Source organism: Pseudomonas sp. TMW22090 (assembly GCF_022496665.1).
Taxonomy (GTDB): Bacteria; Pseudomonadota; Gammaproteobacteria; order Pseudomonadales; family Pseudomonadaceae; genus Aquipseudomonas; species Aquipseudomonas gregormendelii.
This window is the reverse complement of record NZ_SCFH01000001.1, coordinates 1,268,137-1,293,861: the sequence shown is the minus strand read 5'-3', so window position 1 is coordinate 1,293,861 and position 25,725 is coordinate 1,268,137. Positions and strand designations below refer to the sequence as shown.

25 protein-coding genes and 1 tRNA gene are annotated in these 25,725 nt (G+C 60.4%); 12 read left to right on the top strand and 14 right to left on the bottom strand.

Translation table 11 applies throughout. The features are described 5' to 3' along the window. Positions 1-115: 115 nt before the first annotated feature. Entirely contained in the window at positions 116-2,221 is a 2,106-nt protein-coding gene (locus tag EQV97_RS05900; RefSeq protein ID WP_122839536.1) for a TonB-dependent receptor, read from the top strand. Between the two features lie 147 nt (positions 2,222-2,368). After that, the gene (locus EQV97_RS05895) at positions 2,369-4,924 is read left to right on the top strand and encodes an EAL domain-containing protein (protein WP_240888634.1); all 2,556 of its coding nucleotides are present in this window, start codon (positions 2,369-2,371) and stop codon (positions 4,922-4,924) included. 83 nt (positions 4,925-5,007) lie between these two features. On the opposite strand, the gene EQV97_RS05890 is transcribed toward EQV97_RS05895, so the two are convergent. After that, the gene (locus EQV97_RS05890; RefSeq protein WP_163019433.1) at positions 5,008-5,286 is read right to left on the bottom strand and encodes a hypothetical protein; all 279 of its coding nucleotides are present in this window, start codon (positions 5,284-5,286) and stop codon (positions 5,008-5,010) included. 273 nt (positions 5,287-5,559) lie between these two features. Further along, positions 5,560-5,647, bottom strand: a tRNA-Ser gene (locus tag EQV97_RS05885). A 123-nt stretch (positions 5,648-5,770) separates the two neighbouring features. Between EQV97_RS05885 and EQV97_RS05880 the strand changes: the two genes are divergently transcribed. Further along, positions 5,771-6,442 (top strand): Bax inhibitor-1/YccA family protein, encoded by a 672-nt coding sequence (locus EQV97_RS05880; RefSeq protein WP_045057637.1) that lies wholly within the window; start codon positions 5,771-5,773, stop codon positions 6,440-6,442. 57 nt (positions 6,443-6,499) lie between these two features. Here the strand turns inward: EQV97_RS05880 and EQV97_RS05875 are convergent, their stop codons facing one another. Both EQV97_RS05875 and EQV97_RS05870 read right to left on the bottom strand, forming a co-directional pair. After that, a complete protein-coding gene (locus EQV97_RS05875; RefSeq protein ID WP_122839539.1) occupies positions 6,500-6,829 on the bottom strand; it encodes a YceK/YidQ family lipoprotein in 330 nt (109 codons plus the stop codon). Positions 6,830-6,886: 57 nt separating this feature from the next. Continuing rightward, on the bottom strand, positions 6,887-7,324 hold the full coding sequence (locus EQV97_RS05870) for an Lrp/AsnC family transcriptional regulator (protein ID WP_240888633.1): 438 nt from the start codon (positions 7,322-7,324) through the stop codon (positions 6,887-6,889). A 135-nt stretch (positions 7,325-7,459) separates the two neighbouring features. Here EQV97_RS05870 and EQV97_RS05865 point away from each other — a divergent pair, with 135 nt between their 5' ends. Continuing rightward, positions 7,460-8,353, top strand: coding sequence for a DMT family transporter (locus EQV97_RS05865; protein WP_240888632.1), 894 nt, complete (start codon positions 7,460-7,462; stop codon positions 8,351-8,353). A gap of 1 nt (position 8,354) precedes the next feature. Here the strand turns inward: EQV97_RS05865 and EQV97_RS05860 are convergent, their stop codons facing one another. Together EQV97_RS05860 and EQV97_RS05855 are read right to left on the bottom strand one after the other, a co-directional pair. Then, complete coding sequence (locus EQV97_RS05860; RefSeq protein ID WP_240888683.1) at positions 8,355-9,398, bottom strand: FUSC family protein; 1,044 nt, start codon at positions 9,396-9,398, stop codon at positions 8,355-8,357. Between the two features lie 44 nt (positions 9,399-9,442). Further along, entirely contained in the window at positions 9,443-11,068 is a 1,626-nt protein-coding gene (locus tag EQV97_RS05855) for an NADP-dependent glyceraldehyde-3-phosphate dehydrogenase (RefSeq protein ID WP_122839543.1), read from the bottom strand. A gap of 275 nt (positions 11,069-11,343) precedes the next feature. Between EQV97_RS05855 and EQV97_RS05850 the strand changes: the two genes are divergently transcribed. Beyond that, complete coding sequence (locus EQV97_RS05850; RefSeq protein ID WP_122839544.1) at positions 11,344-12,381, top strand: GGDEF domain-containing protein; 1,038 nt, start codon at positions 11,344-11,346, stop codon at positions 12,379-12,381. Here the strand turns inward: EQV97_RS05850 and EQV97_RS05845 are convergent. Then, entirely contained in the window at positions 12,369-12,509 is a 141-nt protein-coding gene (locus EQV97_RS05845) for a hypothetical protein (protein WP_240888631.1), read from the bottom strand. The genes EQV97_RS05850 and EQV97_RS05845 overlap by 13 nt on opposite strands. Positions 12,510-12,629: 120 nt before the next feature. Between EQV97_RS05845 and EQV97_RS05840 the strand changes: the two genes are divergently transcribed. Further along, on the top strand, positions 12,630-13,778 hold the full coding sequence (locus tag EQV97_RS05840) for a hypothetical protein (protein ID WP_240888630.1): 1,149 nt from the start codon (positions 12,630-12,632) through the stop codon (positions 13,776-13,778). 56 nt (positions 13,779-13,834) lie between these two features. On the opposite strand, the gene EQV97_RS05835 is transcribed toward EQV97_RS05840, so the two are convergent. Further along, positions 13,835-14,113, bottom strand: coding sequence for a hypothetical protein (locus EQV97_RS05835; RefSeq protein ID WP_240888629.1), 279 nt, complete (start codon positions 14,111-14,113; stop codon positions 13,835-13,837). Positions 14,114-14,297: 184 nt separating this feature from the next. Between EQV97_RS05835 and EQV97_RS05830 the strand changes: the two genes are divergently transcribed. The 3 genes from EQV97_RS05830 (at position 14,298) to EQV97_RS05820 (ending at position 16,005) form a co-directional block, all read left to right on the top strand. After that, on the top strand, positions 14,298-14,474 hold the full coding sequence (locus EQV97_RS05830) for a hypothetical protein (RefSeq protein ID WP_163019434.1): 177 nt from the start codon (positions 14,298-14,300) through the stop codon (positions 14,472-14,474). Positions 14,475-14,566: 92 nt separating this feature from the next. Continuing rightward, positions 14,567-15,649, top strand: coding sequence for a hypothetical protein (locus EQV97_RS05825; protein ID WP_240888628.1), 1,083 nt, complete (start codon positions 14,567-14,569; stop codon positions 15,647-15,649). Positions 15,650-15,651: 2 nt separating this feature from the next. Further along, entirely contained in the window at positions 15,652-16,005 is a 354-nt protein-coding gene (locus tag EQV97_RS05820; protein ID WP_045057647.1) for a DUF1428 domain-containing protein, read from the top strand. Positions 16,006-16,019: 14 nt separating this feature from the next. Here EQV97_RS05820 and EQV97_RS05815 read toward each other — a convergent pair whose 3' ends face one another. Then, entirely contained in the window at positions 16,020-16,214 is a 195-nt protein-coding gene (locus EQV97_RS05815; RefSeq protein ID WP_045057648.1) for a hypothetical protein, read from the bottom strand. Between the two features lie 60 nt (positions 16,215-16,274). Between EQV97_RS05815 and thpR the strand changes: the two genes are divergently transcribed. Next, positions 16,275-16,814: an RNA 2',3'-cyclic phosphodiesterase gene (gene thpR / locus EQV97_RS05810; RefSeq protein ID WP_122839550.1), complete on the top strand. Its 540-nt coding sequence runs from the start codon at positions 16,275-16,277 to the stop codon at positions 16,812-16,814. Positions 16,815-17,036: 222 nt separating this feature from the next. Here the strand turns inward: thpR and EQV97_RS05805 are convergent, their stop codons facing one another. The 5 genes from EQV97_RS05805 to EQV97_RS05785 form a co-directional block, all read right to left on the bottom strand. After that, positions 17,037-18,134, bottom strand: coding sequence for a polyamine ABC transporter substrate-binding protein (locus EQV97_RS05805; RefSeq protein WP_240888627.1), 1,098 nt, complete (start codon positions 18,132-18,134; stop codon positions 17,037-17,039). A gap of 215 nt (positions 18,135-18,349) precedes the next feature. Beyond that, positions 18,350-19,231: an ABC transporter permease subunit gene (locus EQV97_RS05800; RefSeq protein WP_122839552.1), complete on the bottom strand. Its 882-nt coding sequence runs from the start codon at positions 19,229-19,231 to the stop codon at positions 18,350-18,352. Then, positions 19,228-20,109, bottom strand: coding sequence for an ABC transporter permease subunit (locus EQV97_RS05795; RefSeq protein WP_163019448.1), 882 nt, complete (start codon positions 20,107-20,109; stop codon positions 19,228-19,230). Before EQV97_RS05795 ends, EQV97_RS05800 begins: the two co-directional genes overlap by 4 nt. Before the next feature lie 29 nt (positions 20,110-20,138). Beyond that, positions 20,139-21,281, bottom strand: a complete 1,143-nt coding sequence (gene potA, locus EQV97_RS05790) for a polyamine ABC transporter ATP-binding protein (RefSeq protein WP_045057653.1) — start codon at positions 21,279-21,281, stop codon at positions 20,139-20,141. 329 nt (positions 21,282-21,610) lie between these two features. Then, positions 21,611-22,372, bottom strand: coding sequence for a gamma-glutamyl-gamma-aminobutyrate hydrolase family protein (locus tag EQV97_RS05785; RefSeq protein WP_122839553.1), 762 nt, complete (start codon positions 22,370-22,372; stop codon positions 21,611-21,613). 280 nt (positions 22,373-22,652) lie between these two features. On the opposite strand from EQV97_RS05785, the gene EQV97_RS05780 reads away from it, so the two are divergent. Beyond that, on the top strand, positions 22,653-24,029 hold the full coding sequence (locus EQV97_RS05780) for a glutamine synthetase family protein (protein ID WP_045057655.1): 1,377 nt from the start codon (positions 22,653-22,655) through the stop codon (positions 24,027-24,029). 171 nt (positions 24,030-24,200) lie between these two features. After that, positions 24,201-25,691, top strand: coding sequence for an aldehyde dehydrogenase (locus EQV97_RS05775; RefSeq protein WP_240888626.1), 1,491 nt, complete (start codon positions 24,201-24,203; stop codon positions 25,689-25,691). The last annotated feature ends 34 nt before the right edge of the window (positions 25,692-25,725 follow it).

Sequence of the window (25,725 nt, the reverse complement as noted above, 5' to 3'; positions counted from 1 at the left end):
ATATTGGCCTGTTTTTGCTGCGTTTTACCCTGGCACGAAGGCTGCAAAGTCCAGCGGCGAGCGCGACTATACGAATAGATGCTCCAACCCATTAACAGGCCAGGGGTATCCATCAATGCGGGAAAAATTTGAAACACGCGCTCGGCGTTCGGACTCGTTAACGGCGGTGTCCGGCCTGGGAATTGTTTGCATGTTGTTCCAGGGCACTGTTGCTGCAGCGCCGACTGATCCGACGCTCGCGACCGTAGTGGTCAACGGCGCCCAGGCCAGCGAAGTGCAGAAAGCCCAAAGAGAGCTGAAAAAAGTCGCCGGGCAAACGGCGGTGGTGGACAACCGCGAGATCGAGCGCGGCCGGGCGGCCAACGCCGAGGACGTGTTGGCGCTGCAACCCGGCGTCTTCGCCCAGGCCACCAGCGGCTCCGGCGCCAACAAGATTTCGATCCGCGGCTCGGGGCTCAACACCTTCTATCAGGGCTACGTGCTGGGGATCAAATTCCTCTACGACGGCCTGCCGCTGACCGGACCTGGCGGCACCCAGGAAGACATGCTCGACATGGCCTCGGTGGATCACACCGAGGTCCTGTACGGCGCCAACGCCTTTAAGTATTCGGCCTTGTCCCTGGGGGGCGCGATCAACTTCGTCAGCAAGACCGGGCGCACCGACCCGGGCAATTACGCGCGCTTCGAAGCCGGCAGTTTTGGTTATCGCAAGCAGCAGTTGAGCACCGGCGGGGTGGTGGACAACAGCGATTACTACGTGAGTGTTTTGCACAACGAGCGCGACGGGTATCAGGACAACACGCCGAACGAAGGGCAGGGCATCGTTGCCAACTTTGGCCATGTATTCAACCCCAAGCTGGAGACCCGCTTCTTCGTGCGTTATCGCGAAGAGACCCTGACCCAGGGCAACACGCTGACCAAGTACCAGCTCAAGCACGACCCCAAAAGCAACAACGTGCCCACCGGCCGGCGCAAGGACGGCTCGACCCTGCTGGGCAGCAAGACCACCTACACCTTCGACGACAACGCCAGGCTGGAAGTGGGCCTGGGCTATAACAACTACCCCTTGTACAACGGCTGGCGCTATTCCGCCACGCCCCAGGACTGGCGCTCAAAGGACATCAGCCTGACCCTGCGCTACCTGCGTACCGGCGATACCTTCCTCGGTCTGCCCAGCGACAGCAGCCTGACCTTCAGCAGTACCCGCGCGTACCTGGCGGATGTCAAATCCCACGCCAGGGGCAGTGGCACACGCCTGCAGGAAACCAACTACACCGGCTCGCGCGACACGGTGTTTTCCCTGGGCAACGAGCTGCAATTGGGTGAGCGCACCTGGCTCTCCAGCGGCCTTTCGTTTATCGATATCAAGCGCAAGGCGCAAATCGAATACACCACCGGGACCAATACCAGCGAATTTCCCAACGGCGTCGAATACACCGAACACGACATCGCCCCGCGCCTGGGCCTGCGTTATCAGCTGACCCCGGAATTCGAACTGTTTGGCAACGTCAGCCGCTCGATCGATCCGCCGGTCACCTGGCAGCTGGGCAGCACCGGCACTCCCTACATCCGGGACGTGCGGCCACAGAAAGGCAACACGGTGGAATTCGGCATCCGTGGCGGGCACGGAATTTTCGACGGCAGCCTGACGGTCTATCGTTCGTGGATCCAGAAAGAGCTGCTGTCGGTGGTCGTGCGCCAGGCGAGCGCCACCCAGGACCAACTGGTGGCGACGTCCAACGGCAGCAAGACCATTCACCAGGGCCTCGAAGCCGGGCTCAATGCGTTGCTGTGGGAAGGGCGCAATGGCGACTCGGTCACCCTGCGCCAGGCCTACACCTTCAACGACTTCCACTACCGCGACGACGCGACCTTCGGCGACAACCAGCTGCCGAGCCTGCCCCGCCAGGTCTATCAGGCCGAACTGCAGTATCGCCAGGACAGCGGCTTCTACGCCCAACTCAACGCCCGCGCCGCTTCCAGTTACTACGTCGACTTCGCCAATACCCTCAGCGCACCCTCGTACACGGTCTGGGGGGCGAAGGTGGGGTACGAGGCGCCAGGCAAGAAGTGGGAGGTATTTCTCGACGCGCGCAACCTGACCAATGAGCGTTATGCCACGGCGGCGAATACGGCGTATGACGCCAGGGGCAATGACTCGGCGAATTTCTATCCGGGGGATGCGATCAACGTGACCACGGGGGTGGCGTTTCGGTTTTAGCCTGTAAACCCCGCGTACACCCCGGCCCTTGTAGCGAGCTGCTCGCTCATCGGTGACGGGCGGTCGTGACCCGGGCACTCACTATTTTTTGACAGCGGCCGATAACTTGCTTTAAGGCGCGGTTGCCTCAACGAATAGCGTGAACCTATGCCCAATGAACTACCTGCTGTCACCTGTGCATCGTCCAACCGCTCAAGCGTAGCGCTGGCCCGTGGCTCGCTGTTCAAGTTTGTCGGCTTGCTGGCGGGGGTGTTTTTCCTGGCCAGCTGCTCGCTCATTTACCTGGCACGTGACCTGGATCGGAACGAAGAAGTCGAAAGTGCCTTCTACACCCGCAAGGCTGTGCAATCGCTGGAAAAATCCCTGCGCACAACCGTGAAGGACTACGCCTTCTGGGGCGATGCCTACCGGCATTTGCATGTCAAAGTCGATCCCGACTGGGCCTTCGTGCGACAAAACGTCGGGCCGACCCTGTATTCGGATTTCGGCTTCCAGGGTTTGTTTGTCGTTGATGCGGTGGATCACACTGTTTACTCGGTGATCGAAGGTGAACTGCAGTCCGTCGCCGCCAGCGAGTGGTTGCATCAGGCTTTGCCAGGAATTCTTGCCGAGGCCCGAGCGGGCGCTGAGACGGAAACGGCTACGACGACATTCGTCAATATTGCCGGAGTGCCGGCCCTGGTGGCGGCAGCAGCCATCACGCCGGGCACTGATCCGACCGTGGTGCCTGATGGCAGGCCACCGTCGGTGTTGATCTTCGTGGATGTTTTTACCGATGCCAAACTGGCGAAGATGGGCGAAGAGTTCGGCATCAATCAACTACGAGTCGCGACCCCGGACGACGCGACTTCGGTTTTGGCGTTAGGCAGCGGCGGTTCGGCGGGCAGCCTCCACTGGCGTCCTTCTAGCCCGGGCGTGCGTTTGCTGGGCGTGGGCTTGCCATTGATCGGCCTGGCGGCGCTGCTGGTGTGCCTGATGACCTGGGCCATCCTGCGGCGCACCACCGCCGGTGCACGGGTGCTGGATGCCAGTTTCGCCACGCTCAAAAGCAGCCAGGATGCACTCGCCACCAGCGAAGCACGGTTTCGCGACGTGGTTGAAGCCAGCTCGGATTGGGTGTGGGAAATAGACACGGGCGGGTGTTTCACCTATTTGTCGGATCGCTTTGATGCAGTGACCGGTCTCTCTGGAAGCACCTGGGTCGGTGAATCCATCAATGCCCTGCTCAGCACGGAATTAGGGACGCTGACCCAGTGGCTGAGCATCCCGAATCGCCGCCCGGACATCAGCATCCTGTGCTATTTCGCCGATAGCCAGGGGCGCCAGCGTATCACCCGTCTGTCTGCTCGGGACATGGCGGGCAAGGGCTTTCGCGGTACGGCCACGGACGTCACCGAGGAGGTCGAAGCCCGCCGCCGTATCGAATTCCTTTCCCAGCACGACGCCTTGACCGGGTTACCCAACAGGACACGCCTGCAAGAGTTCCTCGACGGCAAGCTCAAGGCCGTGCCGACGGCGGAGCAACCGCTGGTGATGCTCAGCCTGGACCTGGATCGATTCAAACCGGTGAATGACTTGCTCGGGCACGCGGCAGGTGACTGTGTGCTTAATGAAGTATCGAGCCGCCTGGCAGACTGCATACGCAACGGGGACCTGGTGGCTCGGGTGGGCGGTGACGAGTTCGTGCTGATTCTCACCGATGTCAGTTCCCAGGAGGAAGTGGAAGCGCTCTGTCAGCGCCTTATCGAATCCATCGAGGGGCCGGTGGTGGTGGGCGATCAGGAGGTGTTCGTCAGTGCCAGCATCGGCATCGCCATGGCGCCAAACGATGCATGCGAGGCGGCCGAACTGCTGCGCTATGCCGATATCGCGCTGTATGAGGCCAAGGCCGCAGGCCGCAATACCTGGCGCTTTTACGCAGGCGAAATGAACACCAGGATCATCGAGCGCAGGCGCCTGGAAAACGACCTGCGGTTCGCGATCAGGCACGGCGAACTGAAACTGCATTTTCAACCGCGCTACCGTATCGCCGACGGGCAGATGGTGGGGGCGGAAGCGCTGGTGCGCTGGCAGCATCCCGAGCGTGGGCTGGTACCCCCGGATGTCTTTATACCCATTGCCGAGGAGTCGGGGTTGATCCTGTCCCTGAGCAACTGGGTGCTCGACACTGCCTGCAATTGCGCGGTCCTGTGGCCGGAGCATTTGTTCGTATCAGTCAACCTGTCGTCTACCGAGTTCAAGCGCGGCAATCTGGTGGAGCGCATTCAGAAGGCACTCAAGGATTCCGGTATAGACCCGGGTCGGGTAGAACTGGAAATTACCGAAAGTGTGATGCTTGAAGATGCTTCTGGCGCACTGGAAGTGATGCGCACGCTCAAGCGCCTCGGCGTGCGGATTTCCATGGACGATTTCGGTACCGGGTATTCCTCGCTGAGTTACTTGCGGGCATTCCCGTTCGACGGTCTCAAAATTGACCGCAGCTTTTTGAACCGGCTGGATGAAAGTGAGGATGACAAGGCCATTATCCGCGCGATCGTTGGCTTGGGGCGCGCACTGTCGCTGACGGTCACTGCGGAGGGCATCGAAACTGCCGAGCACCTTAAACTGCTCAAGGCGGTGTCATGCGATGAAGGACAGGGGTATTACCTGAGTCGACCGCTGGATGTCGTCGCGTTCAATGATCTGGTGTCGGTCAGCGCGTAGCCCGTGTGAAGCGGCTTCCTTGAGCCCCGGGTGACCACCGGCCTGAGGAGGCTAGTGCGTAACGCCCTAGCTGACAGCAGATGTCACTTTTTCTTTTTTGCCGGCTTGTCTGACTTTTCTGATTTCTTGGCCTTTTCTGGCTTGCTATCAGCTTTCTTGGCCTTCTCTGGCTTGCTATCAGCCTTTTTTGCAGATTTTTTCGGCTCGGCCTCTGTTTTCTTGTCTTTCTTGTCGGAAGATTTCGAAAGCGCCGAGGCCGCCGCTGATTTCTTGGCCGGTGATGACTTTTTGTCTTTCAATTCCTTGCTGGCTTTGGAAGCGTCACCTTTGCTTTTTTTCTCGTCTTTAGCCACGTTGACCACCTCTCGGAGTATGCCGGTATTGGCACAGTGCCTGTGCAAATGTTCACAAGCTGATCATTAGGCGAGCGCGTACAAAAGCGGTTCAACTTTTTTTGCTGCGGCGGGATGGCTTTGGTCGTTGAATTGACGGGAGCTGGAGGGGGCGTCTGGGGGGAGCGCAGGAGGGGAGGATCCGTGCAAACAAGCGCAAGAATTCGCACGCACACAGCAGATGGAGCCCAAACCCCAGAAACGACAAAGCCCTGAATAATCAGGGCTTTGTCGGTACAAATATGGCGGAGGCGATGGGATTCGAACTCATGGACCTGTTACAGTCGACGGTTTTCAAGACCGTTGCCTTAAACCACTCGGCCACACCTCCGTTTGCGTTGCGGGCGCCATAATACCTGAATGAAACACACTGTCAAACTCTCTGAGTAGCTTGTTACAAGGCGTCTGTTATGATCTTTGCGACTGAACGTTTCAAACCAACAGGAGTGTCGCCATGCGCGAACAGGATTACGCAGTTAATAACAGCGTGCAGGCTGAGCAGCTAGAGGTTAGCCGCGTCCTGCGCAACACTTACGGCCTACTCGCCCTCACTCTCGCATTCAGCGGCGTGATGGCCTATGTCGCCCAGCAGATGCGTGTTGGCTACCCGAATATCTTCGTGGTGCTGATCGGTTTCTACGGCCTTTTCTTCCTGACCAACAAACTCCGTGATTCCGCGTGGGGCCTGGTGTCGGCGTTTGCCCTGACCGGTTTCATGGGTTTCCTGCTCGGCCCGATCCTCAATCGCTACCTGGGCATGCAGGGCGGTGCGGAAGTGGTCAGCTCGGCCTTCGCAATGACCGCGCTGGTGTTCGGCGGCCTGTCGGCTTATGTGCTGATCTCGCGCAAGGACATGAGTTTCCTCAGTGGTTTCATCACTGCCGGTTTCTTCGTGTTGCTGGGCGCGGTAGTTGCCAGCTTCTTCTTCCAGATCAGCGGCCTGCAGCTGGCGATCAGCGCCGGTTTTGTGCTGTTCTCCTCGGTCTGCATTCTGTTCCAGACCAGCGCCATCATTCACGGCGGCGAGCGTAACTACATCATGGCTACCATCAGCCTGTATGTATCGATCTACAACCTGTTCGTCAGCTTGTTGCAGCTGTTCGGCATCATGAGCCGCGATGATTGATCGCAGGCTCTAATAAAAAACCCGCCTCGGCGGGTTTTTTATTGCCTGCAACCCCGGTTACCGGGCAACCATAATGCTGCCGTCGGCCTGTTGCCGGTAGATCGTGTAAGGCAGCACCAGGGTGTCCATCACGCCGGACAGCAACACATCGACCAGGACGATGGCCGGCGCGGTGGTCGGCGTATTGGCTTCGCGGCCTCTTTCGAGCGGGGCATTGAGGTAGCAGAAGTCGAAGATCACGCCGCTGTAGATACGCGGGACTGCGCCGCAATAACTCTGCTGTTCCTTGAGAATCCTGGAGGCTACTGCGTCGCCGCGCGCCACCGTCTGGACCGTACCGCAACCCGCGAGCATCAGCGCTGCCAATGCCATGACCTGAATTTTCATGCTGCCAATCCTTAGCTGTAAAACATCCAATCTACGTGTTTCGCAACAAAATATCACTCATTCCATCGGCGGCAATCGGCGTTTGACCGGAGTCTTTTTCACGATTGCGGTGTTGGTTTCAGCATGGGTGTTGAGGCGGTCGAGCAGGGTGTCCAGCTGTTCCATCGAGCGCACATGCAGGCGGGCGATGAAACAATCGTCGCCGGTGACCTTGTCGCACTCGGTGAATTCGGGGATCGCCTGGATCTGCCGTTCCACTTCCTGCAATTGCCCTGGCAGCGGACGGATGCGCACGATGGCCTGCAGCTGATAACCGAAGCACTTGGGGTCGATCTCGACGGTGTAGCCTTTGAGCACGCCGCGTTCTTCGAGGCGGCGCAAACGCTCGGCCACGCTGGGCGAAGACAGGCCGCTGATACCTGCCAGGGCCTTGAGCGAGCGTCGCGAGTCTGCCATGAGGGCCTTGATCAGCACCTGGTCGATGTCGTCGGTCATGGCGAATCCTCCGTTAGGTAGATAATCAGATTCACCTTTGTAAAAAAGGTAGATGGGGATTCTAGCCTGCTTTTTGCTATGGAGGCGCCGGGTAGCTGATGGGCATAATCTGGCTTCAATTACAGGAGTCAGATGATGGACAGATCAATCCGTCGCGGGTCATTCGAGATGACCGCCGCCATGCTTATTTCCGGCACCATCGGCTGGTTTGTGCTGGTGTCCGGGCAGCCGGTGCTGGACGTGGTGTTCTGGCGTTGTGTGTTTGGTGCCGGCACCTTGCTGCTGATCTGCGCGGCCTTTGGTTTCCTGCGTCCCGGCCTGTTGACGCGCACCACGTTTCTGCTGGCGGTGCTTAGCGGCGTGGCGATTGTCGGCAACTGGGTGCTGCTGTTCGCGTCCTATTCCCGGGCATCGATTGCCATCGGTACGGCGGTGTACAACGTCCAGCCGTTCATGCTGGTGGGGCTGGCGGCGGTGTTCCTCAATGAAAAAATTACCCTGCAGAAACTGTTCTGGCTGGGCATTTCGTTCATGGGGATGCTGGCGATTGTCAGTGCCCACGGCACTCAGGGCGAGAGTGGCAATGACTACCTGATGGGCATCGCGCTGGCGTTGGGCGCGGCGTTTCTGTATGCCATCGCGGCCTTGATCATCAAGCGCCTGACCGGTACTGCGCCGCATTTGATCGCGTTGATCCAGGTCTGCACCGGGGTTCTGCTGCTGGCGCCGTTTGCGCATTTTTCCGCGCTGCCGCAAGCGCCGAGTGCCTGGGCCAGCCTGGTGACGCTGGGCATTGTCCACACCGGGGTAATGTATGTGTTGCTGTATGGGGCGATTCAGAAATTACCCACGGCTTTGACCGGGGCGTTGTCGTTTATCTATCCGATCGCGGCGATCTTTGTCGATTGGTTTGCGTTTGGTCATCAACTGCAAATGCTGCAGTGGATTGGCGTCGCCGCGATTCTGCTGGCGGCGGCGGGTATGCAGCAGGGGTGGAACCTGGGATTGCGTCATCGGGTGGCGCAGTAGGTCAAATACTCCACCGCGGCGCTGTCTTCGCCAGGCGTTGGCGCATCTGGTCGACGTTGGCCAGCAGCTGCAGAATCAGTAACCGGTTACCGTCCAGCGCGCTGTACACCGGCTCGCCCAGGCTGGGGCCTGGCGCCGGCTCTACAGGCCGGTTGAGACGCTGGTACGCGCCGGTTTTCAGCGCCCGGGCCATGCCCACCAGCTGCACCCGAATCAGCCGGTGCTCGGCTTTCAACAGGGCTTGCAACTGGCCCATGGCCGCTGGATCCCTGGCCTCGGGGCGGGTGTTGGCAAGTATTTCCAGGGTCGACACGCACATGCGCAGGTTGCGCTGCAGGGCGTCGAGCTCGGTCATGGAAACCTTCACTTCCTTGGACACCGAGGGCATCAGTGAGCGCAGTTGCACCATCACGTTGTTCAAGCGGCCCATGAGTCGATGGTGTTCGTCGTCCGTGACCGACTGGCCGTTGATGATGCGCCCGTAGAGGGTCGCGCAGTCGCGCAGGGCATCGGCCAGGTTGTAGCGCCAGGAGAACACCGCGTACAGCGGGAGGGCAAAGGAAAACGCCAGCGCCAGGGCAATCCCGATGAGGATGTCGACCCCGCGCCACAAGCCATCGCTGACCGGGTTGTCCCCATGGCCTGCGACGATAAATACCGTGATGCCCGCCAGCAGTGCGGTGTAACCACCTTTGCCGATGGCGTGGTAGGAGAAAAAACCGCAGACCACCGACATCACGAAATAGGTCAGCCACGGCATTCCCAGCCAGCTCTGCTGCAGCACCAATAGCAGCCCGATTGCGGCACCGACCAGCGTGCCGATCGCGCGCTCGGCGGCTTTTTTGCCGATGTTGCCGTGATGCTGCAAGCCCCCGATCACCACCAGCATCGTCACCGACGCCCACTCGCCATGGGGCAGGTTGATGCCGGTGGTCAGCAGGATCGACGCCAGCAGCCCGAGCGAAACCCGCACCGCATGGATCAGCCTGGCGTGTTGGTAACGCCGGTACGGGTCCAGCAACGGACGCAGTAACCGGCGCAGCAGGGGTGGCAGTCGGTGCGTTCTGAATAGGGTCAGATCGGCTGTCCTCAGAAGATGTAGTCGGTCGTCAGGAAGCTTGAATTGCGCCCGCTGATGATCTCGCTGATGAGTTCCTTGTTGTTTTCCTGGAACTTGGTCGCCACCAGTGTGCGGATCGAAAACACCCGCAGGGCATCATGCACCGACAACGTGCCTTCTGCAGAATTCTTGCGGCCGTTGAACGGGTAGGTGTCCGGTCCCCTCTGGCACTGGGCGTTGAGGTTGATCCGGCCGACCTGGTTGGCAAAGGTGTCGACCAGCCGGCCCACCGCCACCGGGTTGGTGCCGAAGATGCTCAGCTGCTGGCCGAAATCCGATTCCAGTACGTAGTCGATCACCGTATCCAGATGACGGTACGGCACGATCGGCACCACCGGCCCGAACTGTTCTTCCTGGTAGACACGCATCTGCGGCGTCACCGGGTACAACACCGCCGGGTAGAAGAAGGACGCGCGGGTTTCACCGCCGTTGGGATTGACCACGCTGGCGCCTTTGCTCTGCGCATCGGCCACCAGGGCATGCAGGTAATCGACCTTGCTCGCTTCCGGCAGGGGGGTGAGGGACACGCCGTTTTCCCACGGCATTCCGGGTTTAAGGGTGGCAAGTTTGGCGTTGAACTTCTCGATGAAGGCATCGACCACGTCTTCATGGACGAACAGGATCTTCAGCGCGGTGCAGCGTTGGCCGTTGAACGACAGCGAACCGGTAACGGCTTCGTTGACGGCGTTATCCAGATCGACTTCCGGCAGGACGATGCCGGGGTTCTTTGCATCCAGGCCCAGGGCCGCACGCAAGCGGTGCGGTTTGGGGTGGAGTTTTTTCAGGTCACTGGCGGCCTTGTTGGTGCCGATAAACGCGAAGATGTCGATCTTGCCGCTGGCCATCAGCGCGCTGACGGTTTCGCGACCGCTGCCGTAGATCACGTTGATCACCCCGGCCGGGAAGCTGTCGCGGAACGCCTCCAGCAACGGACGGATCAGCAGCACGCCGAGCTTGGCCGGTTTGAACACCACGGTGTTGCCCATGATCAGGGCCGGAATCAGCGTGGTGAAGGTCTCGTTCAGGGGGTAGTTGTAAGGCCCCATGCACAACGCCACGCCCAGCGGCACACGCCGGATCTGCCCGAGGGTGTCCTGTTCCAGCTCGAACCGGCTGGAGCGGCGATCGAGTTCCTTGAGCGCATTGATGGTGTCGACGATGTAGTCGCAGGTGCGGTCGAACTCTTTTTCCGAGTCCTTGAGGTTCTTGCCGATTTCCCACATCAGCAACTTGACCACCGCCTCGCGCTGTTCGCGCATGTGCCGCAGAAAGGTCTCAACGTGCTGGATGCGCTCGGCCACCCGCATGGTCGGCCACAAACCCTGGCCCCGGTCGTAGGCGCGCACGGCGGCGTCGAGGGCGGTTAACGCGGTCTCGGCATCCAGCAGCGGCGTGCTGCCCAGGATCACCTGCTGGTCGCCCTGATCGCTGCTCAGGTACACCGGGCTTCGCACCTGGGCGAGGGGGCCGTTCCAGGTTTTCAGTTCGCCGTCGACCAGGTATTCACGTTGTTCGGTCTGGCCCTCAAGGCGGTATTTCTCCGGGATGCTGCCGGCTTCAGGGAACAGGTGGTCAAGGATATGTGCAGTGGTCATGTCGCTACCCCGTCTGGATTGGCTGATGCGCAGATGAAACGTTTTAGCAGACCTGGCCCGCGCTTGTCATGGTTGATGTGCGCGGCAGCTGGGAAAGCGCAGCCGTTGAGCAATCCGATTCACTGGAAAAGCCTAGCCCTTGTTTGGGTGTACGGCGCCAGCGTAAACCCGTCTTTTTCGCAGTGAATTATGGCCAGTGGCTATGCGTGCTTCGGACGGACGGTTATGCTCCGGGGGTTTTCTATTTGCCAATGATGAATAACTACAGTGACGTTATGAGCCAAACAGAGACGCGAGCGACTGTTCTAGCGCTGTACCCGGAAGACTCCCGCGAAGCTGCGGCGCTGCTCAAGCAGGCCGTCCCCCTGATGGTTCGTCACAACATCCCGCCTAACCCGGTGCACTACGCGCTTTGGTACACCTACAGCAAAGGCCAGGTGCCGGAGCTCAACCGCCAGCTGGACAAGGTGCTGGAGGATTTCCCGCAGTTTCCGCCGGAGTCCGCCTCGAAGCTGTTTCGCGACTACATCATTCGTGACGAGCTGGAAGTGGCGCGGGCGGGTCAACAGCAGGCCATCAATCTGGTCGATGACATGGCGCGAAACGTGTCGCGCAGTGTGGAGGGTAATCGCAGTTTCCAGACCAGTCTGGGTCATTGCCTGGACATGCTCGAGGCGCCCGCCGACGAGCGCTTGCCGGATATCCTCAGCGAACTGCAGCAAAGTACCCGGCTGATGCAGAGTCAGCAGGAGCGCTTCCTGTCCCAGTTGCACAGCGCCCAGGACGAGATCAAGAGCCTGCGCGACAAGCTCCAGCGCGCACAACTGGCTGCGACCCTCGACGGCCTGACCGAACTGCTCAACCGTGCAGCGCTCACGCACGTTCTGGAACAGGCGTTGGCCAGGCCATCGCAAGGGCTCGCGTTGGTCATCCTGGATATTGACCACTTCAAGCAGTTCAACGACCAGTATGGTCACCCCCTGGGCGACCGGGTGCTGCAGCATGTCGCGCAAACCCTGCGCAACGCCTTGCCGGCCCATGCCCATGCCGCGCGATATGGCGGCGAAGAGTTCTGCGTGGTGCTGGAGCAATGCCCCGACCACGCCACCGCCCGGGCCTTCGCCGAGCAACTGCGGCTGAAGATCCAGTCCCTGCGCATCAAGACCCGCGGCGATGGCAAGCTGCTGGACACCATCACGGCGTCATTCGGTACCGCCTTGGCCCGGCCCGACGACACCCTCGACAGCCTGTTGGTCCGCGCTGACGATGCGCTGTACCGGGCCAAGCATAATGGGCGCAATCAGGTGATGTGACGGGTGGCGGGGCAGGTGATGTTGATGTCGGATGTCACGGCCTCTTTGTCGGAACGCCGCCCGGAGTAAGCCCGCTCCAGGGGGGCGGTCAGCAGGACCTCGTCGGTAGGACGCGTCTGTAGCGCCATTCTGAAAATGCTTTTTTGCGCTTTTTTCGGTTGTGACAGGTCACCTCGTGTCGTTACGTTAACCCGCAGGCTTCATTGTTCAGAGGAGGCCGGGGACGACTGTCGATAGAGGATCACCTAGTGCAAGCACCCAAGAAATTCCTGGCGTATGCCGCCGTCCACCAAGCCCTGACCCAGGTCGATCTGACCGAAAAAGGTAGCCCCGACCACGCCGTGCGACTGCTGGTCGACGAGGTCCTCGGGGGGCTGGCGGCGAAGGGCTGGCCCGTGGCGCAGGAGTTGACCGGTCCGAGGATTGTCTCTGCCGAAGATAATTACGGTCTGCTCGGTTACGATCCCGCAGAAGTCAGGCTCGGCAGTGCGCACACCTGCTGGGTGGATGAGTTCTCGCTGCTGCGCACGCAAACCACCAGCCAGATTCCTGCCGCGCTGCAGCGAGTGGCGGCATTGCGCCAGCCGGGGGAAACGATCCTGCTGGCCGCGCCGGGGATCACGTTCCGGCGCGACAGTCGCGATCGCTGGCATTGCGCGCAGCCGCACCAGATGGACATCTGGGTATTGGGCGATCCGTCGATGTCGACTCGAGAACATCTGCTGCGCCTGGTCGACGATGTCATGCAATCGGCGGTACCGGAAAAATCCTGGATCTTCACCGACAGTCGGCATCATTACACCGAGGGTGGAATCGAAGTAAGCGTGTTGAATGAGCGCATTCCGGTCGAGGTCCTGGAGTGCGGTCTCATCGCCGAATCGTTGTTGCAGCGACTGGGTATCGATCCGCTGCGCCACGGCGGATTAGCTTTGGGCATGGGCCTGGATCGACTGACCATGTTGCGCAAGGGCATCGCGGATATTCGCCTGTTGCGCGACCAGAACGAGCAAGTCCAGGCGCAGATGCGCGACCTCAAGCCGTGGGTGCCCGTGTCACGTTCGCCGGCGATTGCCCGGGATGTTTCGCTGGGGGTCACGCCAGGGCTGAGTGAGGAGGTGTTGACCGAACGCATTTGCCTGGCTGCCGGCAAGTGCTCTGGCTGGATTGAGGAGGTCCAGCTCAAGAATCGCTGGAAATATGCCCAGTTGCCACCTCATGCAATTGAACGGCTGGGCATACTGCCGGGCCAGGAGAGCGTGCTGCTGCGTGTGGTGTTGCGCAATTGTTCGAGGTCGATCACCACCGCAGAGGCCAATAGAGTGTATTCGGTGATCCAGTCAGCATTGCATGAAGGGGTTCCGGGAAAGGGCAGCAGGATGAATCTGAGCACGATCTGAGCACCCAGGCGCCCATCGGCGCGTCGATCGGGCTACGCCGGGTTGGCCCTGAACGATCAGCCCACTATCCGCTGCGCCTGTTGCGAAGGCCGTGCCGGTTGCGCGGTAGTGGCGCGGTTGAGCAGGTGGTCGGCCAGCACGTCGTTGAGAAAGCGGAACTGGTCGTTCAGGCCGACCACTTCGTTACTGAAGTGATTGGCGGCGGCCGGCATCAGCAGGTCTTCAAACTGTTTGTCGAACACCAGCGCGAACACTTTGCGCGATACCACGTGCTGGGAATAGTAGTTATTGCCAAACATGGGAAAGCTCACGGAGAGGGTGACGGGGTGGATCATGACGGTTGCTCCTCGGACAATACGAGCCAGGAAAAAATGCTCAGCGTGACGGCCGTCAGGGCCAGGCAGGTCAGGAGATGAATCAACATGATGGGCCCCTCCGGTATGGGGTGATGGCTTGATGGGATTGATCCTACGCTGACGAAATTTTTGCGGAAGGCATTCGCCGCGATGGTGGTTATCGATGGGAATGATGGTCGGTCTTGGCGGTGTACTGACCGACGCCATCGCGGGCAAGCCCGGCTCCCACAGGGATGTCCGCCGCACACAACTGCTGCGTTCGCCATCAACCCCTGTGGGAGCGGCGGTGCGACGATTAGGGTTGCCCGCGATGGCGGTGCTGAAAGTAAAAACGATCTGAAGGCGCACGCCACCGCCGCCTATACTCAAACCACAGTCCCTGCGAGCGCCGAGCATCCTGTTTGGCCTCGCGTTTGTCAGGAAGCCGCGACCTTGAACCTGCGTTCGCTGATCGTCGCCGTGCTGTTGGTCGTGGCGGGATGCGCCACGCCTGAGCGCGCGCCTGTCAGACAACCCCCGATCATCGTGGCGCAGGCCACCTGGCAACAGGTGGATCGAGAGATTGTGGCGGCTTCCCGCTCGGCCACCGAGCAAGCCAAAGTCTTCGCGCGTGGCTCCATGGAGCATTGGCGCACGCGGATCTACGAGCAGACTGAAGAGAACTTCATCCCCTGGTTCAGCAGCTACTGGACCCAGGAATGGATGTCGATGAAGGTCAGCTGGTACACCATCAGCGCCAAGGGAGAGCAGGACGCCTCGGCCAAGCGCCTCGCGCAGTACCTGCTTGATGAATACCAGGAAAGGGTGCTGGCGCCGGTGGCCGTCGAGGTCGACCCGGATGCGATTCTGCATCAGGCCACCGAGTTCTACGTGCAGCTCATGGGCCAGCAGCTGCAGGTGATTGCCCAGCGTCATCGCGTGCCCATGGACCAGCTCAACGCCCGCGCCAACAAGATCCCGGCCATTGCCCTGGGCCCACCGGCTGCGCGGGACGCTTCGCTTTACCAGGTCATTCACACCGATCTCAATACACTGCCGGCGTATTCGGCGCTGATCGAAAAAATTCACGTCGCCGGTGGTGACAAGGGCGTGGGTTCGACGGACACGGCCATGGCGCCCGTGGCCAAGCGTGCCAGTCAACGCATGGAGGCCGAAATGGCCCCGCGCGGCGCCGCCAGTGCCGTGGCCGCAGCCGCCGGCAAGCTGGCGGGAGGCTTGATCACGGTGGGGGTGGCGGGCATACGCGCAATCATCCGGGCCAACGACCGCCCCGACAGCGAGGCGCTGATCCGCAATAGCCTGGGCAACACCTTCGACAAGGCCTGGCAGAAGCTGGTGCAGAACCCGACGACCGGAGTGATGGCCGGCACCTTGTACATGGCGGGGCAGGTGGAGGGGAACCTTGGCGGGAGGGTCGAACAGCCGTCGGTCGGATCCCATGGCGCAGCTGTCGACTGGAGCCCGACGGAATCGACTAGCCAGCAGCTCGACCCTCTACCCCCGGCAGGAGAATAACCATGTCTTACGTTGATGGCTTGATCGCTGCAGTACCCACCGCCAATCGTGAAAAATTCAGGAAGCACGCCGAGTCGGCCGCGGTCATTTTCAAGGAAAACGGTGCCTTGAGCGTTGTTGAATGCTGGGGTGATGACGTGCCCGACGGCAAGGTCACGTCGTTCCCCATGGCGGTGAAACTCAAGGAGGACGAAACCGTGGTGTTTTCCTGGATCGTCTGGCCGGACAAGGCCACCCGCGATGCCGGCATGAACAAGCTTATGTCCGACCCGCGCATGCAGCCGGACGTCAACCCGATGCCGTTCGACGGCCAGCGCATGGTGTTCGGCGGATTTAACATGATCGTGCAGGCCTGAGGCCCGGCGCAGGGTCACTCCGCCGACGGGGTGATCCTGCAGCTCTTGCGGTTGCGGATCTCGATGTCCGTGGGGCGCTCTTTGATAAACTCAAAACGCGGTTCACCTTCGCTATAGTGGACCAGCCATCCCCAGTCCAGCTCGGACTCGTCCTGACCCGGCCGCGGTGGCATTGCCCACCAGGGTTCCTTGCTGATGATCTCTCGCATGACCCGCTCCCGTTGATGGGGTTGTCTGAACTATAACTTGCCTATCAGGAGCTGCCAGGCATGAGCGACGAAGCCCACGAGCCGACCAAGCGGCTGTTTTTCGCCCTGGACTGTGCACCTGCCCAGCGCAAGGCCATCGCCCAATGGCGCAGCGCGCTGCAATTGAGGACCGGGCGCCCGGTACCAGCGGAAAATTTTCACCTGACGCTGCTGTTTCTCGGTTCGGTCAGCGTGGCGCAGATCGCCGAGATCTGCACGGCGGCTGGCAAGGTTGCGGTGCCGGATGAGCCCCTGCGGGTTGAACTTGATCGCCTGGATGCCTGGCGCCGGGCCGGCGCGCTGGTGCTGGCGTCGGAGCAGGCACCTGCGCCGTTGCTGCGCCTGGTGTATGGGCTGGAACAGGCGATGCTGCCGTTCGGACTGGAGAATGCGCCGAAGGAGTTCCGCCCGCACCTGACGCTGATGCGCGATTACCGGGGGCAAGAGCCCGAGTCGGAGACGCCGCCGGCGTTTTTTCTGCGGGCTGATCGATTCGTTTTGTTTGAGTCCCACAAGGGGCGTTATCGGGCGCTGGCCGACTGGCCGTTCGGCGGCGCATAAAAAAAGCGCCCGAGGAGGGCGCCAAATTCACCTGAGCCGAGGGAGCCAGGTGAGGCCGTTCTTCATGAAAGAAATGCAGCGGTGGTAAGGCGCTGCCGGAACGGAAAATTTTTGCCGCAGATACCCGCAGGAGCTGCCGAAGGCTGCGATCTTTTGATCTGTTGTGCTCTTGTCAAGATCAAAAGATCGCAGCCTGTGGCAGCTCCTACGCGAGCAGTCGTGTTATTTGCCGAGCTTTACCCGGGTCCAGCCCCGTGTCATCACCCGCTGGACCCCGATCGGCATATCCGGAATGGCATACAAGGTCGCGATGACCGCCTGGGACGGGTACGACCCCGGGTCATCGCGAATCGCCTCGTCCACCAATGGCGTCGCCGCCGAATTGGCGTTGCTGTAGCCGATGTTGTTGGTGATCTCGGCAATGATGTCCGGGCGCATCAGGAAATTCATGAACAGGTAGGCGTTGTCTACGTTCGCCGCGTCCCGGGGGATCGCGACCATGTCGTAGAAACTGCCGGCGCCTTCCTTGGGAATGCTGTAGTCGACCGTCACCTTGCCGCCGGCCTCCTGGGCACGGGCCTTGGCCTGCAGCACGTCGCCAGAGTAACCGACGGCCACGCAGATATTGCCGTTGGCCAGGTCGGAGATGTACTTGGAGGAATGAAAGTACGCCACTGATGGCCGAATCTTCATGAACAGCGCCTCGGCTTCGGCGATCTGCGACTTGTCCTGGGAGTTCACTGGATACCCCAGGTAGTGCAGGGCGGCGGGGAGCATTTCAGTCGGCGAATCGAGGAAGCTGATGCCGCAGGCTTTGAGCTTTTGCGCATTTTCCGGTTTGAACAGCAGGTCCCAGGAATTGGTCGGGGCGTTGGCGCCGAGTACTTCCTTGACCTTCTGCGGGTTGAAGCCGATGCCGATCGAACCCCACATGTAGGGGAAGGCATGCGCGTTATTCGGGTCGCTGGCGGAGGCGTTTTTCAACAGCACCGGGTTGAGGTTTTGCCAGTTCGGCAGCTTCGACTTGTCCAGCTCCTGATAAACCCCAGCCTTGATCTGCTTGGCGAGGAAACTGTTGGACGGCACGACGATGTCGTAGCCGGACTTGCCGGCGAGCAGCCGTGCCTCCAGGGTTTCGTTACTGTCGAACACATCATAGGTGACACGAATACCGGTCTCGTCTTCGAACTTCTTCACGGTGTCCGGGGCGATGTAGTCCGACCAGTTGTACACGCGCAGCACCTTGTCATTGGCCTGGGCGCCGGTGGCGATTGCGCCTGATAAAGCCAGTGTCAGCAAAGTCCTGCCAAACATTTTCATCGGTACAACTCCATTTCTTTTTATTCAAGTACGCAAAGCAACATTGCAATCAACCTAAAACCGTCCGCCGACGTCCCCGTCACTCCCCAGGACCCCGCAGGACCCTATCGGACCCCGCCGGACCCCGTAGGAGCTGTCGAGTGAAACGAGGCTGCGATCTTTTTTGCTTCTATAAAAGCAAGATCAAAAGATCGCAGCCTGCGCCAGCTCCTACATCAAGCGGTGGCACCCGCCATTCGCTTACCAGGCTGCCACGACTCGCTGGCCGTCTGGTCCATCGCTTCCTGGATCGCGCGTTTGCGCGTGGCTTCAGCGCGACGACTGAAATACCAGACCATGAACGTCACGATCGACACCGCCAGCAGAATCAGGCTGGCGACCGCATTGATCTCAGGTTTCACCCCCAGGCGCACCGCCGAGAACACTTCCATCGGCAGGGTCGTCGAGCCCGGCCCGGAGACGAAGCTTGCCAGCACCAGGTCATCCAGTGACAGGGCAAACGACATCATGCCGCCGGCCGCCAGTGACGGCGCAATCATCGGAATGGTGATCAGGAAAAACACCTTGAACGGCTTGGCCCCCAAGTCCATGGCGGCTTCTTCGATGGACAGGTCCAGCTCCCGCAAGCGGGCGGAGACTACCACCGCGACATAAGCGGCACAAAAGGTGGTGTGGGCGATCCAGATAGTGACGATGCCACGCTCCATCGGCCAGCCGATCAACTGCGCCATGGCGACGAACAGCAGCAACAGCGACAGGCCGGTGATCACTTCCGGCATCACCAGGGGCGCCGTGACCAGGCCGCCGAACAGGGTACGGCCCTTGAAACGGGTGACCCGCGTCAGCACGAAGGCCGCCAGGGTCCCCAGCGCCACCGCCGCAATCGCGGTGTAGCAGGCGATTTCCAGCGAGCGCAGCACCGAGCCCATCAGCTGGGTATTGTCGAGCAGGCCGACGTACCACTTCACCGACCAGCCACCCCATACCGTCACCAGTTTCGAGGCGTTGAACGAGTAGATCACCAGGATCAGCATCGGCAGGTAGATAAACGACAGGCCGAAAATCAGCATGAACTTTGAAAATCCGAAGCGTTTCATCCCCGACCCTCCATCTCTTTGGCCTGGCTACGGTTGAACAACAGGATCGGTACGATCAGGATCAACAGCATCACCACCGCCAGGGCGGAAGCCACCGGCCAGTCACGGTTGTTGAAGAATTCCTGCCACAGCACGCGCCCGATCATCAGGGTCTCGGGGCCGCCGAGCAGCTCCGGAATCACAAACTCGCCGACCACAGGAATGAACACCAGCATGCAGCCGGCAATGATGCCGTTCTTGGCCAGCGGCACGGTGATCTTCCAGAAGTTGTTGAAGTTGCTCGAGCCCAGGTCAGAGGCGGCTTCCAGCAGGCTGTTGTCATGCTTGACCAGGTTGGCGTACAGCGGCAGCACCATGAACGGCAGGTACGCGTACACCACGCCGATATACACAGCAGTGTTGGTGTTGAGGATCTCGATCGGGTGCGAGGTCAGGCCGGTCCACATCAGGAAAGCGTTGAGCAGTCCGTTGTTGCTGAGGATGCCCATCCACGCATACACGCGGATCAGGATCGCGGTCCAGGTCGGCATCATGATCAGCAGCAACAGGACGTTTTGCGTTTCCTTGCTCGCCTTGGTGATCGCGTAGGCCATCGGAAAACCGAGCACCAGGCACATCAGGGTGCTCAGGAACGCCACCTTGAGCGAACCGAAGTAGGCCGAGATGTACAGCTCGTCCTGGGTCAGCAACGAGTAGTTGCCAAGGTTGAGCAGCAGCTGGAATTTCTGCTCGGCGAAGGTGTAGATCTCCGAGTACGGCGGAATGGCCAGGGCCGCTTCCGAGAAGCTGATCTTCATCACCAGAAAGAACGGCAACAGGAAGAACAGGCACAACCACAGGAACGGAATGCCGATGACCAGTTTGCGCCCGCTGGGCACCAGTCTGAGGAATTGCTGGTTGAAGGTTCTCATGAGCGCAGTACCACGCCGCTGTCGTCTTCCCACCACACAAACACCTGATCGTCCCAGGTCGGGCGCGCACCACGGCGTTCGGCGTTGGCCATGAACGACTGCACGATCTTGCCGCCGGGCAATTCAACGTAGAACACCGAGTGGCCGCCGAGGTAGGCAATGTCGTGGACCTTGCCCTTGGACCAGTTGTAGCGGAACTCCGGTTGGGTGGTGCTGACCAGCATTTTTTCCGGGCGGATGGCGTAGGTGATCGACTTGTCCTGGACCGAGGTGCTGACCCCGTGGCCGACGTAGATCTTCTGTTCCAGGTCCTTGCTGTGAATGATCGCGTGACCCTCGAGGTCCTCAACCACGGTGCCTTCGAAGGCGTTCACGTTGCCGATGAATTCGCACACCATGCGGCTGACCGGTGCTTCGTAGATGTCCACCGGGCTACCGATCTGGGCGATCCAGCCCAGGTGCATGATCGCGATGCGCTGGGCCATGGTCATGGCCTCTTCCTGGTCGTGGGTCACCATCACACAGGTCACGCCGACCCGCTCGATGATCTCCACCAGTTCCAGCTGCATCTGCGAGCGCAGCTTTTTATCCAGTGCGCCCATCGGCTCATCGAGCAGCAACAGCTTCGGCCGCTTGGCCAGGGAGCGGGCCAGGGCCACGCGCTGACGCTGGCCGCCGGACAGTTGATGCGGCTTGCGTTTGGCGTATTGGGTCATGTGCACCAGGCGCAGCATTTCCTCAACGCGGGCGTCGATTTCGCTGGCAGGCAAACGGTCCTGCTTGAGGCCGAAGGCAATGTTCTGCGCCACGGTCATGTGCGGGAACAGGGCGTACGACTGGAACATCATGTTGATCGGCCGTTCGTACGGCGGCATGTCGGTGATGTCGACGCCGTCGAGCAGGATGCGTCCTTCGGTCGGCCGCTCGAAGCCTGCGAGCATGCGCAGCAGGGTCGATTTGCCGGAGCCGGAACCGCCGAGCAGGGCGAAGATCTCGCCTTGATGGATCTCTAGCGAGACGTCATCGACTGCGGTGGTTTCGTCGAATTTCTTGGTGACGCGGTCGACTTTCACCAGCACCTTTTTCGGTGCCTGGTGACCTTCAAGAGCCTTCCTGTAGATGCTGGAGGCGTTTGCCATGTGAAACTCCCAACAGGTTTCAGTCGTCGGGCCAACGCGGCCTGACTTAAGAGTGAATTGCAAACCTGGGCTGTCAGCTGATGGCGACCCCTGTAGGAGCTGCCGAAGGCTGCGATCTCTTTATCTTTTGATCTTGAAGAACAAAGTCAAAAGATCGCAGCCTTCGGCAGCTCCTACGGGGGATACCCCATCGGCCCTGGCTTGTTCGGCGCCGCCATCCTGGCTGCCTGGGTCGTACTTGTTGTTATCGCAGTGTGTTGTTTCGCCAGTCACGGGTGCGTAAAGACGCACCCGCAGACTCACGGGGGCAGTAAAGAGTTGATTTCAGGTCAGCGAGTGTTACGCAGCGCAGCCCGTTGCCGGCACGCGTTGCCAAACGCCTGGAAAATATTTAAGTAAGGCGGATTCGCCAGCACCTGCCACTCCGGATGCCACTGCACCCCGAGCGCGAACGCCGGGCTGTCCTGCACCGAAATCGCTTCGATCAAACCGTCCGGCGCAACTGCTTCGGCGCGCAGCCCGGGTGCCAGTCGATCAATGCCTTGGCTGTGAATCGAATTGACCATGAACTCGGCGGGCAACTGCAGTGCTTCAAACACGCCGCCCGGCTGGGTGGTCACGGCATGGGCGGGTGCGTACTGCACGGCCAGTTCCGGGCTGTCCGCTTCGCGGTGATCGAGCATGCCCGGCAGCTCATGAACCTTTTGATGCAGGCTGCCGCCGAACGCCACGTTCATTTCCTGGAAGCCGCGGCAAATGCCCAGCACCGGAACGCCCGCGGCAATGGCCGCACGCAACAGGGGAAGGGTGGTGGCATCCCGCGCCGGGTCGTGATCCGTGCCGGGGGCGCTGGCCGGGCCTTGATAGTGGAAAGGCTCCACATTCGAGGGCGAGCCGGTCAGCAGCAGGCCGTCGAGTTGCCCTAGCAGGTCCTCGATATCGATCAGCTCACCCAGGGAAGGAATAACCACAGGCAACCCCGACGCAGCGACGCTGACAGCACGCAGGTACTTGTCGCCGCTGATGTGGTAGGGGTGCAGGCCAATCTGTTTGACGCACGCAGTAACGCCGATCAATGGCTTGAATGCCATTTTTATCACCTCGAAGTTTCACACTTGAACGAGCTTTTCCGGAGCTTAGCCTTGTTGATTTTAATTAACAACTCCCATGTAAAAAATTCTAAACGCCGAGCGTCCGATCCTCAGGAAATGCGCGGTGTGCGCGGGTGATTTGGCACTCTCGTCCCCGTAAAAGGCCCGAAAATAAAGCTTTACAGGCCAGGTGTTCGCTATTGACTTCACTTGGCCTTTCGGATTGACTGGGCTCGCAACAAGGTAGTGAACATAATAATTAACAGCTAATAGGTGCATCATGTCGGTCCCCCTGCGTACCGTTCAACTCAACGAAGCAAACGCATTCCTTAAGAAATATCCTGAGGTTTTGTACGTCGACCTTCTGATTGCGGATATGAACGGTGTGGTGCGCGGCAAGCGCATCGAGCGCACCAGTCTTCATAAGGTTTACGAAAAAGGCATCAACCTCCCGGCGTCACTCTTCGCCCTGGACATCAACGGCTCTACGGTGGAAAGCACCGGCCTGGGCCTGGATATCGGTGACTCTGACCGGATCTGTTTCCCTATCCCTGGCACCCTCAGCATTGAGCCGTGGCAGAAGCGCCCAACCGCGCAACTGTTAATGACCATGCACGAACTCGAAGGCCAGGCGTTCTTCGCAGATCCCCGCGAAGTGCTGGCCAACGTGGTGCGCAAGTTCGACGACCTGGGCCTGACCATCTGCGCCGCGTTCGAGCTTGAGTTCTACCTGATTGACCAGGACAACGTGAACGGCCGTCCGCAGTCGCCGCGCTCACCGGTATCGGGCAAGCGTCCGGTGTCTACCCAGGTGTACCTGATCGACGACCTGGACGAGTACGTCGACTGCCTGCAAGACATCCTCGAAGGCGCGAAGGAGCAGGGCATCCCTGCCGACGCCATCGTCAAGGAAAGCGCCCCGGCGCAGTTCGAAGTGAACCTGCATCACGTGTCCGACCCGATAAAGGCCTGCGACTACGCGGTGTTGCTCAAGCGTCTGGTGAAGAACATCGCCTACGACCATGAGATGGACACCACCTTCATGGCCAAGCCGTATCCGGGCCAGGCGGGCAATGGTCTGCACGTGCACATTTCGATCCTGGATAAAGAAGGCAACAACATCTTCGCCAGCGAGGATCCCGAGCAGAACGCCGCGCTGCGACACGCGATCGGCGGTGTGCTCGAGACCCTGCCGGCGCAGATGGCGTTCCTGTGCCCGAACGTCAACTCGTACCGTCGCTTCGGCGCGCAGTTCTACGTACCGAACTCGCCGAGCTGGGGCATCGACAACCGTACCGTGGCAGTACGGGTGCCAACCGGTTCGCCGGACTCGGTGCGTATCGAACACCGCGTTGCCGGCGCTGATGCCAACCCGTACCTGCTGATGGCGTCGGTTTTGGCCGGCATTCACCATGGCCTGACCAACGAAATCGAACCGGGCGCACCGGTGGAAGGCAACAGCTACGAGCAGAACGAGCAGAGCCTGCCCAACAACCTGCGCGACGCATTGCGCGAGCTGGACGACAGCGAAGTCATGGCGCGCTACATCGACCCGCTGTACATCGACGTGTTCGTGGCGTGTAAGGAAAGCGAGTTGGCCGAGTTCGAGAACTCCATCTCGGACCTTGAGTACAACTGGTACCTGCATACGGTTTGATTGGCCAACACCCATCTTTGATGGCGGGCGAATAACCCTGTAGGAGCTGCCGAAGGCTGCGATCTCTTGACTTTGCTTTTCAAGGATCAAGATCAAAAGATCGCAGCCTTCGGCAGCTCCTACAGGGCATTCATTCCAGCGATCACTAATTCCCTGCGTCGAGTCACAACCATGACAAACACCCGTAGCGACTGGGAGCAACGCTTCCAGTCCCTTTCCATCGAAAGCCGCGCCTTCATCGACGGCCAATACCGCGCAGCGCTCAGCGGTGACACTTTCGAATGCACCAGCCCGGTCGATGGCCGCTTTCTGGCCAACGTCGCCAGCACCGACGAAGCCGACGCCAACGAAGCCGTGGCGGTCGCGCGCCGTACTTTCGAATCCGGCATCTGGGCCAATCTGGCCCCGGCCGAACGCAAGCGCATCCTGATCCGCTTCGCCGACCTGATCCTGGCGCACCAGGAAGAACTCGCCCTGCTCGAAACCCTCGACATGGGCAAGCCGATCAACGACTCGATGAACATCGACATCCCGGCGACCGCCAACGCGATCCGCTGGAGCGCCGAAGCCATCGACAAGATTTACGACGAAGTCGCCGCCACGCCCCACGACCAGCTTGGCCTCATCACCCGCGAACCTGCCGGTGTCGTGGCGGCCATCGTGCCGTGGAATTTCCCGCTGATCATGGCCAGCTGGAAGTTCGCCCCGGCGCTCGCCGCCGGCAACTCGTTCATCCTCAAGCCTTCGGAAAAATCGCCACTGACCGCCATCCGCATCGCGCAGCTTGCGCTCGATGCCGGCATCCCCAAAGGCGTGTTCAACGTACTGCCGGGCTTCGGTCATACCGTCGGCAAGGCCCTGGCGTTGCACATGGACGTCGATGTGCTGGCGTTCACCGGCTCCACCGCGATTGCCAAGCAGCTGTTGATCTATTCCGGGCAAAGCAACATGAAGCGCGTCTGGCTCGAAGCGGGCGGCAAGAGCCCGAACGTGGTGTTCGCCGACGCGCCGGACCTGCGCGCGGCGGCCCAGGCGGCTGCGGGTGCTATCGCCTTCAACCAGGGCGAAGTCTGCACCGCCGGCTCCAGGTTGCTGGTGGAACGCTCGATTCGCGAGCAGTTTATTCCGCTACTGGTGGAGGCACTGCAGGCCTGGAAACCGGGGCACGCCCTTGATCCGCAAACCACTGTCGGTGCCGTGGTTGATCAGCGTCAACTGGACAACGTGCTGCGTTATATCCAGGTCGGTAAAGACCAGGGGGCGCAACTGATCGCGGGCGGCAGTCGCACCCTGGAAGCCACCGGTGGACTGTATGTGGAGCCGGCGATTTTCGACGGTGTGACCAACGCCATGACCATCGCCCGGGAGGAAATCTTTGGCCCGGTGCTGTCGCTGATCACCTTCGATACCGCTGAAGAAGCCCTGGCCATCGCCAACGACAGCATCTTCGGCCTGGCGGCGGGTGTCTGGACCAGCAACCTGAGCAAGGCCCACACCTTCGCTCGCGGCTTGCGCGCCGGTAGCGTGTGGGTCAACCAGTATGACGGTGGCGACATGACCGCGCCGTTCGGCGGGTACAAACAGTCGGGTAACGGTCGGGACAAATCGCTGCATGCGTTCGACAAGTACACCGAACTGAAAGCGACCTGGATCAAGCTCTGAACCCTTAAAAAAGCGACGGCCGCCGGCACATGCC